Below are 14,679 nucleotides of genomic sequence, written 5' to 3'. Positions count from 1 at the left end.
AGGGCTTGATTATTTTGGTATAATACTCTGATGAGCATTTTTCAGAATAGGAGCGTCTGTAAATCTGCTTGATTATTTATACTGTTATTTATCTAATGAACAGTAAATGAGAGAGGAAAACATGAAATTTACAGATTTTAACTTAAAACCATTTATTAATAAGACACTAGAGGATATTAACTTTAAAGAAACAACTGAAGTTCAAGAAAAAATTATTCCTTTGATTTTGAAAGGAAGAGATGTTGTTGGAGAATCTAAGACAGGTAGTGGTAAAACTCATACTTTCTTAATCCCTATTTTCCAAAAAATTAATCCTGAATCAGATACTGTGCAAGCAGTTATTACTGCACCAAGTCGTGAACTTGCAACTCAAATTTATAATGAGGCTATGAAGTTTGTTGCAAATGATGATCGTATTCGTGTAGTTAACTATGTTGGTGGAACTGATAAAAATCGTCAGATTGAAAAATTAGCAAACAATCAACCACATTTAGTTATTGGAACACCAGGTCGCGTACTTGATTTAATCAATGCACAAGCCTTAAAGACTTACACTGCAAACACATATGTAGTTGATGAAGCAGATATGACTTTAGATATGGGATTCTTAACTGATGTAGACAAGATTGCGTCAACTTTTGATAAAAAAGTTCAAATGCTAGTCTTCTCAGCAACAATTCCACAAAAGTTACAACCATTTTTGAAGAAATATTTAAATAATCCAGTAATTGAAAAGATTGCAAGTAAGACTGTTATCAGTGATACAATCGATAATTGGTTAATTTCTACAAAAGGAAAAAGCAATAATAATCAATTATTAGAAATTGTTAAAACTATTAATCCATATTTAGCAATGATTTTTGCTAATACTAAAGAGCGTGCAGATGAAATTCATTCTTTCTTAGTTAATAACGGATTAAAAGTAGCTAAAATCCATGGTGGTGTTGCTCCGCGTGAACGTAAACGCATCATGAAGGCTGTTCAAAATCTAGATTATCAATATGTTGTTGCTACTGACCTTGCGGCACGTGGTATTGATATTGAAGGTGTAAGCCATGTAATTAACGATGCAATTCCACGTGATTTAGAATTTTTCGTTCATCGTGTTGGTCGTACAGGTAGAAATGGCCTATCAGGTACAGCAATTACCTTATATGCACCAAGTGATGACTCAGCAATTCGTGATCTTGAAAAAATGGGAATCAAGTTTTCTCCTAAAGTAATAAAAAATGGAGAAATTGTTGATACTTATGATCGTGATCGTCGTGAAAAACGTGAAAAAACTAAGAAAGAACTTGATCCAACAATGATTGGTCTTGTTAAGAAAAAGAAGAAAAAAATTAAACCAGGATATAAGAAAAAAATTGGCTGGGTACTTGATGAACGAAATAAAAAACAACGTCGTCAAGAACAAAAAGCACGTGGTCGTGCTGAACGTAAAGCTAAAAAACAAAACTTTTAGAGAGAAATGCTAGGTAACTAGCATACGAGGATATTACATGAGTAATAAATTTAAGAAATTATCATTAGGTGTTGTAACTGTTGCTGCCGCTGCTCTCCTCGTTGCATGCGGTAATGGTTCTTCATCAAGTAAAACTCAAGAATCATCAAGTGTAAAAAAAGAGCAAATTGTAATAGCAACTGACGGTGATACAAAACCCTATAGTTATGTGGTTGATGGTAAACCAACAGGTTATGATGTTGAGTTAGCGAAAAAAGTATTTGAAAAGTTGCCTGAATACGATGCAAAAGTTGAGGTAACTGAATTTAATTCAATTCTAACTGGTATTGATGCTGGTCGCTATCAAGTAGGTGCAAATAATATTGGTTGGTCTGAAGAAAGAAGTAAAAAGTATATTTATTCTTACCCTGTTTCTAAAACAGATAATGCAATTGCAACTCGTAAAGGAGACAATGTATCATCATTGGATGATTTATCTGGAAAATCAACTGAAGCATCAGCAGGTGTTAACTACACTGAAATTCTATTAAATTGGAATAAGAGTAATCCTGATAAGAAGGAAATAGTTGTAAATTATGCTGATAACCTACCTTTGGGAACAAGACTAGGTGATGTAGAGAGTAAGAAAATTGACTTTGTACTTCATGATACAATTTCTTTAAATACTGTAATTAAAGATCAAGGATATGATTTACAAGTATCTCCGATTAAGATCAAAGATGATGGTAATGCCTATTCTGGTAAAGACTTCTTTATTTTTGCAAATGATGAAGAAGGGAAGAAATTGGAAGAAAAGGTAAATAAGGTATTAGCAGATTTTGAAAAAGATGGGACTTTAAAAGAGTTATCTAAAAAGTTTTTCAATGGTGACTTTGTTCCAGATGCTAGTGATTATAAATAATTGAGAAAGGCTTACCTATGCAAGGAAAATACAGTTTTCAAGAATTTTGGGCAATGTTCTTCGATAAGATTTTCAATTGGGATGCTTTCGTTGGATCTTTTCCAAAAATTATCAGTAAAATTCCAGTTTCATTAGAAATTACATTATTTTCAGCAATTTTCGGCTTAATATTAGCTCTGATTCTTGCAATAATTAGTATTCAAAAAATTCCAGTTTTAAACCAACTTAGACTTTTATTCGTTAGTTTCATGAGAGGGACACCAATCTATGTTCAATTATTATTGACATATTATGGTATTCCACTAATTCTTCGTGCAATTAATATGAATTATGGTACTAACTATAATATAAATAATATTTCCTCTATGTTTTTTGTTATTGTGACATTTACTTTGAATGAAGCAGCATTTAATAGTGAAACAATACGTTCAGCAATTCAATCAGTTGAAACAGGCCAAATTGAGGCAGCTAAATCTCTTGGGATGACAAGTTTTCAAGTATTCCGTAGAGTGATTTTACCTGAATCTGCTACTGTTGCTGCTGCACCATTAGGGAATGCCCTAATTGGTCTTTTTAAAGGAACATCTTTATCATTTGTTGCTGGTGTAATTGAAATGACAGCAGAAGCAAAAATTTTAGGTGGAAGTAACTATCGTATATTTGAAGCTTATATTGCTTTAGCAATAGTATATTGGGCAATAAATATTATATTCGAAAATATAATTTCACTTATTGAGCGTAAGCTTGAAATTCCTAACCCTGATGAAAAGAAAAAACGTGGATTATTCTCAAATCCATTTGATAACGGGGGAGCTGTACATGATTAAAATAAGAAATTTAACAAAAGCATTTTCTGGGAACCTTGTTTTGGATGGTATTTCACTTGATATTAATTCTGGTGACGTTATAGCTATAATTGGTGCAAGTGGTGCTGGTAAATCAACTTTTTTAAGAAGTATTGATTATCTTGAAAAACCTGATTCTGGACAAATTGAAATTAATAATTTTAAAGTTGACTTTGCTAAGATTACTAATCAAGAAATTCTTGAGCTTAGAAGAAAAACCGCTATGGTTTTTCAACAGTTTAATCTTTTTGAGAGAAAGACAGCTATTGAAAATGTCATGGAAGGTTTGACAGTTGTAAAGAAATTATCTAAAGAGGAAGCAAATAAAATTGCTGAGCAAGAACTTAAAAAAGTTGGACTATCTGATCGAATGGATTATTATCCAAAATTTCTATCAGGTGGTCAAAAACAAAGAGTTGGTATTGCAAGAGCTCTTGCGATGAAGCCTGAGTTACTCCTTTTAGATGAACCAACAAGTGCTCTTGATCCAGAATTAGTTGGCGAAGTTCAAGAATCAATTCTGCGAGCTGCAAGAGACGGTCAAACAATGCTACTAGTAAGTCATGAAATGGATTTTGTCTACAATGTTGCTACAAAAGTTTTATTCCTTGAAAAAGGAAAAATTATTGAACAAGGAACTCCTGACGAGGTATTCAATCATCCAAAAAATCCTAGAACAAAAGAATTTTTGAATAGACATGTAAATAATGTTACAATGGATGTAATTGAAAATTAGCAAAAGGAAGAATAATGTTACAATTCACTGTTAAATTATACCTTGAAGCCCTTTTGATCACGGCATTAATTGCATTTGCCATAAGTGTTTTATATATACTTGGTTATATGGCACGTGGTCAAAATAAAACTATCTATCAAAGACAAAATAAAATTTTTGATGTAATGCTGATAAATTTTTTGAGCATTCCAATATTGTCATTTGCAACTTTGACGATATTGATTATTATTAGATCACGCTAAAAGATATGAGCTCTTGATTGAGCTTTTTCTTTGGTTTTTGTTGATATAAAGCATAGAATATATTATATAAATTTTAAATTTAGGAGAAATTATGTACGATACAATTATATTGGGTGCAGGCCCTGCTGGAATGACAGCAGCTCTATATGCTGCAAGAAGTGACTTAAAAGTTCTTTTATTAGAACAAGGAGCACCTGGCGGACAAATGAATAATACTGCTGAAATTGAAAATTATCCTGGATATGAAACAATCATGGGTCCTGATTTATCAATGAAGATGTACGAACCACTTGAAGGATTGGGTGTTGAAAATGCTTATGGAATTGTACAAAGAGTTGAAGACCATGGTGATATAAAAAAAGTAATTACAGAAGATGAAGAATTTGAAACTAAAACTGTAATAATTGCAACAGGAGCTAATCATCGTCACTTAGGAGTACCTGGTGAAGAAGAGTATGGAGCTCGTGGAGTTTCGTATTGTGCTGTCTGTGATGGAGCATTTTTCCGTAACAAAGATATCATGGTTGTAGGTGGTGGAGATTCAGCCATTGAAGAAGCAATCTTTTTAACACGTTTTGGAAGCTCAGTTACAATTGTTCACCGTCGTGATGAATTACGTGCTCAAAAGATTATTCAAGACCGTGCTTTTGCTAATGAAAAAATTTCATTCATTTGGGATTCCGTAGTTGAAGAAATTCTCGGTGATGATCAAAAAATTACTGGTGTTAAGCTTAAAAATCTTAAAACTAATGAAGTTTCAGAAAAAGAAGTCGGAGGTCTATTTATCTATGTTGGTCTTGATCCAATGACTGAAACTGTAAAAGATTTAGGGATAACAGATGAAGCGGGTTGGGTAGTAACTGACGAAAAGATGCGCACAAGTATACCTGGAATCTTCGCAATCGGAGATGTCCGTGCTAAAGACTTGCGTCAAGTAACAACAGCTGTAGGTGATGGCGCAGTAGCAGGACAACAAGCATATCAATTTATTAGTGAACTATAGAGCCGAAAAATAGTGTATCATTGATATGCTATTTTTTGATAAATTTTGATAAAATAAAGGATTTTTAGAGATTATAAATGAATAAAAAAGAAATTGGCAATATTATAAAGAGAAAAAGAATAGAGTTAGGTCTAAGTCAAAAGCAGTGTGCATATGGCATTTGTTCTCAACCCCTTTTATCAAATATTGAAGCTGGAAACTATATGCCTTCAGGAGATATATTATTAAAATTATTGAGTAGACTGGGAATTGCTAACTTACAAGATATCTCATTAAATGAATTTTTACCTCTTAGCAGTGATTTCAAAATGAATGAGAAATGCGAATTGTTGTGTCGGAATCATGAGTATTCGAGATTGAATAATTTTTTATTATCAACTGATGTAATAGAATCTGTTAGTGAATTAAACATGCAGAATTACTATTATTATTTAGCAGTTTCACAGTTTCAAATTGGAAATTTAAAAGAAGCTCAGCAAAATTTTAATATAGTATTAATTGAAAATAATAAAAACATTGTTGAAAGATTATGTAATTCTGGTTTAGGTTTGATTTCTGCAAAACTAGGTCTAAAAAAAGAATCGGAAGATTATTTTTGCAAATCATTTTTTGATCTAGATAAAATAAAATATGAAGAGAATATGAATGTATTGTTCTATTTAAAAGCTCTTGCACAAAAAACATTAAATATGTATTCAGATTCTTTTGAAACAATTGAAGAAGCAATAAAATTTATTTCATCGCATAATTCTCATTATATGCTAGCAAATTTATACTATTTAGCTGTTAGTATTACAAACAATAAAATTAAAAAAATTGAGTATAGTACTAATAGTGATTTGTTCAGAAATCTTTATAAAGAAGAAGTTTTTAAGAAAATATAAGAATGCTTATTTTTTATTTATAATCATCCTCCTATAATTATGTTATTAAGAGAGGGGATTTCAAATGGAAAAATTATTTGAAAATAAAACAGTAATAAGTGCTGATATTGATGAAGTGAAAAATTTTTTAGCCTCATCTAATATTTCACAATGGGCATATGATATTTCGAGAGTAACAGAATGTGGTGATGATTTACTTGAATTAAAACGACCTAAAAAAACTTTTAATGGAAGAGAGATTTTGAATATTACTGATGGTGGTAATGAAGTATTTTATGACATAAAAGGAGATAAATTAGATTATAAAATTAAGTTCGAGTTGACTTCAATAGGAAATTCTACATTGATAAATGAAATATTTTACGTAGAAAGTAGAAAAAGTTTTATGATTATTTTAAAGATAATGAAGCCCATCATAAAAATAGAATTTATGAAAAATTTGGACACTTTGGCTTATATTTTAGATACGTAATATAGAGTGTAATAAATAAAAAGCAAAAATAATAAGTAATTTATTTTTGCTTTTTATTTATATTTAGTTCAAATATTTTTTTAATTTATTTTGATTTTCTTTGTAATAGTATTCTTTAGGTAAATATATTTCAGAACCATTTTGATCAAACATTTCGCCAGTTTTATTTACCAATTTATTAGATAATGAAAGATACTTTCCAACCGGAACATTTGTATTTTTAATATTTCTTGTCCATGACATAAGATTACTTCTAACTTCTCCAGGATAAAAAGAGTTAACCATTATATTAGAATCAATAAGTTGATCAGATAAATAAATCATTAATAATGTTTTATATGAAATTTCCCATGAAGCCATCTCTACTACGTTATTCTGAGTTGAAGGAATAGGTATATTATTTATTGCAACTGGATTTCCAGTTACTATGAAAACTCTAGATTGTTGTGATTTGGAAAGTAGTGGAGTAAGAAGGGTAATAATTTCATAATGAGATTGCAAATTACTTCTTATATTTATAGTAGGTGATGTAGGATATACTCCAAAAGTATCTAGTAATACATCAATTTTAGAAAGTTTATTGTTCAAAATATCTACAATTCTTTTTTGTTCGTTCTTTTTTGTTAAATCTCCTAAAATGTAATTTATTTTATTATTTGAAATTATTTTTATTTCTTTAGCTTTATCTTCATTTCTTCCAACAATTGTAATATCTGTATCATAAGGTATAAGACTCAAAGCTATTGCTTTCCCAACACCTGATGTTCCACCTAAAATTACTATGTTTTTATTCATATTAACCACCTCTTATATTTTATACATTAATACTAATACGAAAATAACTTTTTTTATAATAAGCGTTCTTATATTTTTATACAGAATTGTTTGTGTCTTACTAAATCCATTCCTTATATGATATAATAAATTAAAAAATTGATAACATTTTCACGATATATTGTATAAAAAATTGAGGAATAGATTAGTGAGCGAAGAAAAGAATGGATTTTCCGGAGTAACTTTTGAAAGACAAGATACCCAAGTTAAAATTGAAACCTGTGGGTATCGTGATATGGCCAATAAACTATCAATTCATGTAGATACTAAATTTGGTACTGCATCAATGGGTAAAACATTTATTGCAGTTGCAATTATGCAATTGATAGAATCTGATAAATTATCTTTTTCTGCGACAATTAAAGAAATTTATAATGGTTCATTAGGTACAATTGAAGATAATATAACCATACATGAGCTACTGACTCATACATCAGGTATCCAGGATTATTTTGATGAGTCTATTAATGATGGTTACGAAAGTTTATGGAAAGAAATTCCAAACTATTCAATTCGAAAAAATAGCGATATTTTGCCCTTGTTCATAAATAAGGTTCAAGATAATACTAGACGAGGAAAGTTTATATACAACAATGCTGGCTATGTTATTTTAGCTGATATTATTGAAAAAATAGATACCGTCACCCTTGATAATTTTTTAAATGAAAATATTTTTAAAAAACTTAATATGACTAATACTGGATATTACGAACTTGATCAGTTACCTAAAAATACAGCTACAAGTTATATAAAGACGAAAAATGGTTCTCCTCGAAGTAATATTTATTCTATTGATTCTAAGGGAACTGGAGCTGGTGGATGCTTTACTACAGTAATTGATATTTGCAATTTTTGGGATGGACTTTTTTCTTTTAAAATTATATCAGAGGAAAGTATCTCAGAAATGTTTAAAAAGCATGCAGAAAGTGATGATGAAAAATATGGATTAGGATTTTGGCTGACTAAGGATGAAGAATACATCTATATGGAAGGAAGTGATCCAGGAATTTCTTGTATATCTTTATATAATCTAAAGGGAAAAAATATTTATACGGTAATAAGTAATTATGAAGACAATGTATGGCAAATGGCTCGTGATTATTTAGTTAGATAAAAATTTATTCAAAAAACAAGATTATCAAGCAATTGATAATCTTGTTTTAATATTTTTACCATTTAGACAGTGAAATTTCTCCACTTGAGATAATTTTTTGACCTTGGTCAGTATCGATAATTAGTTCTCCTTTATCAGTAAGGTCAACTGCTTTACCTGTGTATTCTTCACCATTTTGTTCGAAAGAAACTTCGCGACCTAGAACTAATGAATGATCCTTGTAAATCTTTAAGTAGTCCTTATCTAATAGGTAGAAGAACTGATTCCAAATTTCTGCGATGAGTTCATTTCTTGTGATAGGTGGATGTTGAGTGAAAAGACTAGTTACCTTATCTTTTATATCATCAGGGAAATTTTGAATAGCAAAATTAAAGCCAATTCCAATAATAACATCAGTTACAGTACCCGATTCAACATCAGTTTGTGCTTCTGTTAAAATTCCAGCAAGTTTCTTACCATTCATGTAGATATCATTCACCCATTTGATTTGAGTGTCAATACCAGTTAGGTTTTGAATCGCTTGAACAACAGCAGCAGCAGTTAAAACAGTATATTGAGGCATATCAGAGAATTTAACATGTGGCTTAATAACTAAACTCATATAAATTCCACGACCGTTTTCAGAATAGAAACTTCTTCCGAAACGACCTCTTGCTTGTTCTTGTGCATTCGCTAAATAAAGTGTGTTTTCTTCCAAGTCCTTTTTAGCGTCAGCCTGAGTCGAAGCACTCTCGGGTGTAATTTTTACATTCTTAACGTCGATTGCTTTCTCAACGATTTCACTTGCATTGAGAAGATCTCCTGCGATAAGCTTGTAACCACGATTTTTTACTGAGTCTATTAAAACTCCGTCCTTCTCCAAAGCCTTGACAGCCTTCCAAACACTTGTACGGCTAATATCTAAGACAGTTGCGATTTCTTCACCATTAACATAGTCAACAGCGTCGAATAAAATTTTAAATACTTTTTCTTTTGTAGTCATAAACTAATTATACCATTATTTGTTAAGAGTTACCTTTATTTAAGTATGAAGGTTTATAAATAATTATAATGATCTCTAGACATTAATAATTACTATCATCTTATAAAAATCTTTTGCTACTTATTAAAAAGATTTTGTGTTAGAATTGACTATGGTACAGTCCCGATGGTTGGAGAAAATCCACTACCTGTAACCGAAAAATAGAAAGTAGGGGGAAACAAAAATGACAGAGAAGATTTTATTTACAAGTGAAAGTGTATCAGAGGGGCATCCAGATAAGATTGCCGATCAAATTTCTGATGCAATTTTAGATGCGATTTTAGAACATGATCCATATGCGCGTGTTGCTGCTGAGACCGCAGTATACACTGGAAGTGTTCATGTTTTTGGTGAAATCACGACTGATGCATATGTAGATATAAATACTGTAGTACGTAATACAATTAAGGAAATCGGTTATACTGATGCAACTTTTGGATTCGACTACAAAACAGTTGGAGTTCATCCAAGCCTAGTTGAGCAATCACCAGATATTGCTCAAGGAGTAGATGAAGCTATTGAAATTCGTGGTAATAAAGACCGTGACGAGCTTGATTTAATTGGTGCAGGTGACCAAGGTATTATGTTTGGTTATGCTACTAACGAAACACCTGAGCTAATGCCTCTAGCAATTTCATTAAGCCACAAACTGGTTAAAAAACTTGCTGATTTACGCAAATCTGGTGAGATTGATTATCTTAGACCAGATGCTAAAAGCCAAGTAACGGTTGAATATAACAAAGATGGTTCTGCAAAGAGAATTGACACAGTTGTAATCTCAACCCAACACGCTGAAGAAGTAACTCTTGAAACAATAAGAGAAGATGTAATTAACAAGGTAATCAAGGAAGTAATTCCTGCTGATTTACTTGATGAGGATACAAAATATTTTATCAACCCAACAGGACGCTTCGTAGTTGGTGGACCTCAAGGAGACTCAGGTCTTACTGGACGTAAGATTATCGTTGATACTTACGGAGGTTATGCACATCATGGTGGTGGAGCATTCTCTGGTAAAGATGCTACTAAGGTTGACCGTTCTGCATCTTATGCAGCGCGTTATATTGCAAAAAATATCGTGGCTTCTGGACTTGCTGATACAGTAGAAATTCAACTTTCTTATGCTATCGGTGTTGCACAACCAATCAGTATTAATATCAATACCTTTGGAACAGGAAAAGTTGACGATGATAAGCTAATTGAAGCTATCCGTAAAAACTTTGATCTTCGTCCAGCTGGTATCATCAAGATGCTCGACCTACGCCGCCCAATATATCGTCAGACAGCAGCATACGGACACTTTGGTCGTACAGATATCGAACTTCCATGGGAACAATTGGATAAAGTAGAAGATTTAAAAGCACTATTAGATTAGTTTTTTAGAAAAACTCTAATTTTAGTAGTCAAAATTAATATAAAAAACAGGTAACTCGACCAAAACTGGCTTGATTACTTGTTTTTTATTTTCAGAAAACATTGAAAATGAAACCGATTTCTTGTAAAAGAACAAATTAATGCACAATATCCATGCTATACTTGTTGCAAACCTAGTTATTAATGGAAGGATATTTTTTATGCAGAAAGTTTTAGTCGCAAATAGGGGTGAAATTGCAACTCGTGTATTTAGAGCATGTACAGAGTTGAAAATTTCAACTGTCGCAATTTATGCAGCTGAAGATGAATATTCAGTGCACCGTTTCAAAGCAGATGAGGCATATTTAGTTGGTAAGGGTAAAAAACCAATTGACGCTTATCTAGATATAGAAGATATTATCCGTATTGCTAAAGAGTCTGGAGCTGATGCAATTCACCCAGGTTATGGTTTTTTATCTGAAAACATTGATTTGGCAAAACGTTGTCAAGATGAGGGAATTACTTTTATCGGACCATCAATTCACCATTTAGATATTTTTGGAGATAAGATTAAGGCTAAAAAAGCTGCATATGATGCTGGAATTAGCCCTGTACCAGGTACCGATGGAATTGTTGACTCAGTTGAAGAAGTTATTGAATTTGGTAATACACATGGTTATCCAATAATGATTAAAGCTTCTCTTGGTGGTGGTGGACGCGGAATGCGTATCGCTCATAATGACAAAGAAGCTCGTGAAGGCTATGATCGTGCTAAAAGTGAAGCAAAATCTGCATTTGGTAATGATGAAGTATATGCTGAAAAATATATTGCAAACCCTAAACATATTGAGGTTCAAATTTTAGGAGATACACATGGTAACGTTGTTCATTTATTTGAACGTGACTGTTCAGTTCAAAGACGCCACCAAAAAGTAGTAGAAGTTGCCCCTTGTGTGTCACTTTCTGACGAGCAAAGAGAAAAAATTTGTCAAGCTGCAGTTCAAATCATGAAACACGTTGGTTATATCAATGCAGGAACTGTTGAATTTCTAGTTGAAGGAGATAACTTTTACTTCATCGAAGTAAATCCTCGTGTTCAAGTAGAGCATACAATTACTGAAATGATTACTGATATTGATATTGTTCAGTCTCAAATTCTGATTGCCCAAGGTAAAGATTTGCATAAGGAAATTGGAATTCCAGAACAAAAAGATATCGAACATAAAGGAGTAGCTATTCAATGTCGTATTACGACAGAAGATCCTTTGAATGACTTTATGCCTGATACTGGAAAAATTGATACTTATCGTTCACCAGGTGGATTTGGAGTACGTTTAGATGTTGGGAATGCATATGCTGGTGCAGTCGTAACTCCTTATTATGATTCTCTTTTAGTTAAGCTCTGTACTCATGGGACAAGTCTTGAACAAGCTATCCAAAAGATGCAACGTTGCTTGAAAGAGTTCAGAATTCGTGGAGTCAAGACTAATATTCCATTCATGAACAATGTAATTAGTCACCCAGATTTCCAAAACGGAACAGTATTAACTACCTTTATTGATAATACCCCTGATTTATTCAAGTTTTCAGCTACAAGAGACCGTGGTAATAAGACCCTTAAATATATTAGTCAAATTACAGTGAATGGTTTCCCAGGTGTTGAAAAAGAAAAGAAACATCCGGCAGAAATCTATATTCCAAAAAAGCTTAATAAATCTGATAAAAAAATAATTACAGCAAAGAATGTTCTTGACCAAGATGGTGCTGATGCAGTCTCTGAATGGGTTAAAAACCAAAATCAACTTCTTTTAACTGATACTACCTTCCGTGATGCCCATCAAAGTCTATTAGCTACACGTGTTCGTACAAAAGATTTATTAGATATCGCTTCGTTAACTGAAAAAGCTTTGCCTAATTTATTTTCTTCTGAGATGTGGGGTGGAGCAACATTTGACGTGGCTTATCGATTCTTAACTGAAGATCCATGGGATAGACTTAGACAAATTAGAAAAGCAATGCCAAATACTCTTTTACAAATGCTATTTAGAGGATCAAATGCTGTAGGATATTCTAATTATCCAGATAATGTGTTAGAAGAATTCATTAGAGAGTCAGCACGACAAGGTATTGATGTATTTAGAATCTTTGATAGTTTGAATTGGGTTCCTCAAATGGAAAAATCAATTCAAGCAGTGCGTGATGCAGGGAAAATTGCTGAAGCGACAATTTGTTACACTGGTGATATTAATAATCCCGAAAGACAAAAATATTCAGTCGATTATTATAAGAACATGGCTCGCGAACTTGAGTCTTTAGGAGCGCATATCATAGCTATTAAGGATATGGCTGGACTTCTTAAACCACAGGCTGCATATCGTTTGATTTCTGAATTGAAGGAAGCAACTGACTTACCAATTCACCTTCATACACACGATACAAGCGGAAATGGTATTTTTACCTATGCGGAAGCAGTCCGTGCCGGCGTTGATATAGTAGACCTTGCAATTCCTGCTATGAGTAGTGCTACCAGTCAACCAAGTATGACAAGTCTTTACTATGCTCTTGAAGGATCTGATAGACAACCTGATTTTGATGTTGAAAATGCTGATAAAATCAATCAATATTGGCTTGGTGCTCGTAAAAATTATAAGGCCTTTGAAAACGGTGTAACTGGACCTCAACCGATGGTATACATGCATGAAATGCCAGGTGGTCAATACTCTAATCTTCAACAACAGGCTAAGGGCGTGGGTCTTGGTGATCGTTGGGATGAAGTTACCAAAATGTACCATACCGTTAATATGATGTTTGGGGACATTGTGAAAGTTACTCCATCGTCGAAAGTTGTTGGTGATATGGCACTATTTATGGTGGAAAACGATCTTACGGAAGAAAATATCTTTGAAAAAGGTCAAGCTTTGAGTTTCCCTGACTCTGTAATTTCCTTCTTCCGCGGTGATTTAGGTCAACCTGTCGGTGGTTTTCCAAAAGACCTACAAAAGTTGATTCTTAAAGACAAGGAAGCTTATACTGTAAGACCTGGTAGTCTGGCAAAAGCTGTTGACTTTAAAGAGGTTGAAGCAGAACTGGAAGAGTTGATAGGCTATAAACCTAAGCATGAAGAAGTTTTAAGCTATATTATGTATCCAAAAGTATTTTTGGACTATCGTAAGGCTTATGAACAATTTGCTGATATAAAATTACTAGATACTGCGACTTTCTTCCGAGGAATGGAAGTAGGAGAGGCAATTAACTTTAACCTTGAAAAAGGTAAAGATTTACTTATTCGCCTAGACCAAATTGGTGATATTGATGAGGATGGTAACAGGACACTTTACTTCAATCTCAATGGTCAAAGACGAGAAATCGTGGTTCATGATGCATCTTCCAAAACTACTAGCCGTAAGAGACCGAAAGCTGATCTGACAAATGACAACCAAATTGGTGCCACTATGTCGGGATCTGTTCTTAAAGTTCTTGTAAAAGTAGGTGATAAGGTCGAAAAAGGAGATAATCTATTTATCACTGAAGCAATGAAGATGGAAACTTCAGTTCAAGCAAGATTTACTGGAACTGTAAAAGAAATTTTTGTTGCCGAAGGCGATCGTATTGAATCAGGAGATTTGCTGATTGAAGTAGATAAAGATTAATATTTTATTTTTGAAATTTAATGATTTAGGCAGGATAAATATAACTCCTGTCTTTATTTTTTTGTCTTTGGAAATTGTGATAAATTTTGTAAAAAAAATAACAATAATTACTTCACTAACTTTGACCAAATGCCTAAATTATGTTAAAATAATAGAGTACTA

13 protein-coding genes are annotated in these 14,679 nt (G+C 32.5%); 11 read left to right on the top strand and 2 right to left on the bottom strand.

Annotation, left to right across the window (positions count from 1 at the left end):
* The first annotated feature begins 121 nt into the window (after positions 1 to 121).
* The 8 genes from BG262_RS01845 (at position 122) to BG262_RS01810 (ending at position 6,545) form a co-directional block, all read left to right on the top strand.
* Positions 122 to 1,462, top strand: a complete 1,341-nt coding sequence (locus tag BG262_RS01845; protein ID WP_070787183.1) for a DEAD/DEAH box helicase — start codon at positions 122 to 124, stop codon at positions 1,460 to 1,462.
* A gap of 37 nt (positions 1,463 to 1,499) precedes the next feature.
* Entirely contained in the window at positions 1,500 to 2,363 is an 864-nt protein-coding gene (locus BG262_RS01840; protein ID WP_070787182.1) for a transporter substrate-binding domain-containing protein, read from the top strand.
* 17 nt (positions 2,364 to 2,380) lie between these two features.
* Positions 2,381 to 3,190, top strand: a complete 810-nt coding sequence (locus BG262_RS01835) for an amino acid ABC transporter permease (protein WP_083312863.1) — start codon at positions 2,381 to 2,383, stop codon at positions 3,188 to 3,190.
* On the top strand, positions 3,183 to 3,944 hold the full coding sequence (locus BG262_RS01830) for an amino acid ABC transporter ATP-binding protein (RefSeq protein ID WP_070787181.1): 762 nt from the start codon (positions 3,183 to 3,185) through the stop codon (positions 3,942 to 3,944). The genes BG262_RS01835 and BG262_RS01830 overlap by 8 nt, the downstream gene beginning before the upstream one ends.
* Before the next feature lie 14 nt (positions 3,945 to 3,958).
* On the top strand, positions 3,959 to 4,186 hold the full coding sequence (locus tag BG262_RS01825; RefSeq protein ID WP_070787180.1) for a DUF4059 family protein: 228 nt from the start codon (positions 3,959 to 3,961) through the stop codon (positions 4,184 to 4,186).
* A 91-nt stretch (positions 4,187 to 4,277) separates the two neighbouring features.
* Positions 4,278 to 5,189: a thioredoxin-disulfide reductase gene (gene trxB / locus BG262_RS01820; protein ID WP_070787179.1), complete on the top strand. Its 912-nt coding sequence runs from the start codon at positions 4,278 to 4,280 to the stop codon at positions 5,187 to 5,189.
* Between the two features lie 77 nt (positions 5,190 to 5,266).
* Positions 5,267 to 6,073, top strand: coding sequence for a helix-turn-helix domain-containing protein (locus BG262_RS01815; RefSeq protein WP_070787178.1), 807 nt, complete (start codon positions 5,267 to 5,269; stop codon positions 6,071 to 6,073).
* 64 nt (positions 6,074 to 6,137) lie between these two features.
* A complete protein-coding gene (locus tag BG262_RS01810; RefSeq protein ID WP_070787177.1) occupies positions 6,138 to 6,545 on the top strand; it encodes a hypothetical protein in 408 nt (135 codons plus the stop codon).
* 63 nt (positions 6,546 to 6,608) lie between these two features.
* On the opposite strand, the gene BG262_RS01805 is transcribed toward BG262_RS01810, so the two are convergent.
* A complete protein-coding gene (locus BG262_RS01805; protein WP_070787176.1) occupies positions 6,609 to 7,340 on the bottom strand; it encodes an SDR family NAD(P)-dependent oxidoreductase in 732 nt (243 codons plus the stop codon).
* 187 nt (positions 7,341 to 7,527) lie between these two features.
* Here BG262_RS01805 and BG262_RS01800 point away from each other — a divergent pair, with 187 nt between their 5' ends.
* Complete coding sequence (locus BG262_RS01800; protein WP_070787175.1) at positions 7,528 to 8,493, top strand: serine hydrolase domain-containing protein; 966 nt, start codon at positions 7,528 to 7,530, stop codon at positions 8,491 to 8,493.
* Positions 8,494 to 8,548: 55 nt separating this feature from the next.
* Here BG262_RS01800 and birA read toward each other — a convergent pair whose 3' ends face one another.
* Entirely contained in the window at positions 8,549 to 9,475 is a 927-nt protein-coding gene (birA, locus tag BG262_RS01795) for a bifunctional biotin--[acetyl-CoA-carboxylase] ligase/biotin operon repressor BirA (protein ID WP_070787174.1), read from the bottom strand.
* A 223-nt stretch (positions 9,476 to 9,698) separates the two neighbouring features.
* On the opposite strand from birA, the gene metK reads away from it, so the two are divergent.
* Both metK and BG262_RS01785 read left to right on the top strand, forming a co-directional pair.
* Entirely contained in the window at positions 9,699 to 10,889 is a 1,191-nt protein-coding gene (gene metK / locus BG262_RS01790) for a methionine adenosyltransferase (RefSeq protein ID WP_070787173.1), read from the top strand.
* 199 nt (positions 10,890 to 11,088) lie between these two features.
* Positions 11,089 to 14,517 carry a pyruvate carboxylase gene (locus BG262_RS01785; RefSeq protein ID WP_070787172.1) on the top strand — a complete coding sequence of 1,143 codons (3,429 nt, stop codon included), beginning with the start codon at positions 11,089 to 11,091 and terminating at the stop codon, positions 14,515 to 14,517.
* Positions 14,518 to 14,679: the final 162 nt, after the last annotated feature.

Origin of the sequence: Floricoccus penangensis, from assembly GCF_001832885.1 — a bacterium.
Classification (GTDB): Bacteria; Bacillota; Bacilli; order Lactobacillales; family Streptococcaceae; genus Floricoccus; species Floricoccus penangensis.
The sequence above is the reverse complement of the archived record's forward strand: the minus strand, read 5'-3'. Positions and strand labels throughout refer to the sequence as shown.

Excerpts from the sequence above, each read along its gene's own strand:
- BG262_RS01815 (WP_070787178.1), top strand. The coding sequence starts at position 5,267 with ATGAATAAAAAAGAAATTGGCAATATTATAAAGAGAAAAAGAATAGAG.
- trxB (WP_070787179.1), top strand. The coding sequence starts at position 4,278 with ATGTACGATACAATTATATTGGGTGCAGGCCCTGCTGGAATGACAGCA.
- metK (WP_070787173.1), top strand. The coding sequence starts at position 9,699 with ATGACAGAGAAGATTTTATTTACAAGTGAAAGTGTATCAGAGGGGCAT.
- BG262_RS01830 (WP_070787181.1), top strand. The coding sequence starts at position 3,183 with ATGATTAAAATAAGAAATTTAACAAAAGCATTTTCTGGGAACCTTGTT.
- BG262_RS01825 (WP_070787180.1), top strand. The coding sequence starts at position 3,959 with ATGTTACAATTCACTGTTAAATTATACCTTGAAGCCCTTTTGATCACG.
- BG262_RS01840 (WP_070787182.1), top strand. The coding sequence starts at position 1,500 with ATGAGTAATAAATTTAAGAAATTATCATTAGGTGTTGTAACTGTTGCT.
- BG262_RS01835 (WP_083312863.1), top strand. The coding sequence starts at position 2,381 with ATGCAAGGAAAATACAGTTTTCAAGAATTTTGGGCAATGTTCTTCGAT.
- BG262_RS01805 (WP_070787176.1), bottom strand. The coding sequence starts at position 7,340 with ATGAATAAAAACATAGTAATTTTAGGTGGAACATCAGGTGTTGGGAAA.
- birA (WP_070787174.1), bottom strand. The coding sequence starts at position 9,475 with ATGACTACAAAAGAAAAAGTATTTAAAATTTTATTCGACGCTGTTGAC.
- BG262_RS01785 (WP_070787172.1), top strand. The coding sequence starts at position 11,089 with ATGCAGAAAGTTTTAGTCGCAAATAGGGGTGAAATTGCAACTCGTGTA.
- BG262_RS01845 (WP_070787183.1), top strand. The coding sequence starts at position 122 with ATGAAATTTACAGATTTTAACTTAAAACCATTTATTAATAAGACACTA.
- BG262_RS01810 (WP_070787177.1), top strand. The coding sequence starts at position 6,138 with ATGGAAAAATTATTTGAAAATAAAACAGTAATAAGTGCTGATATTGAT.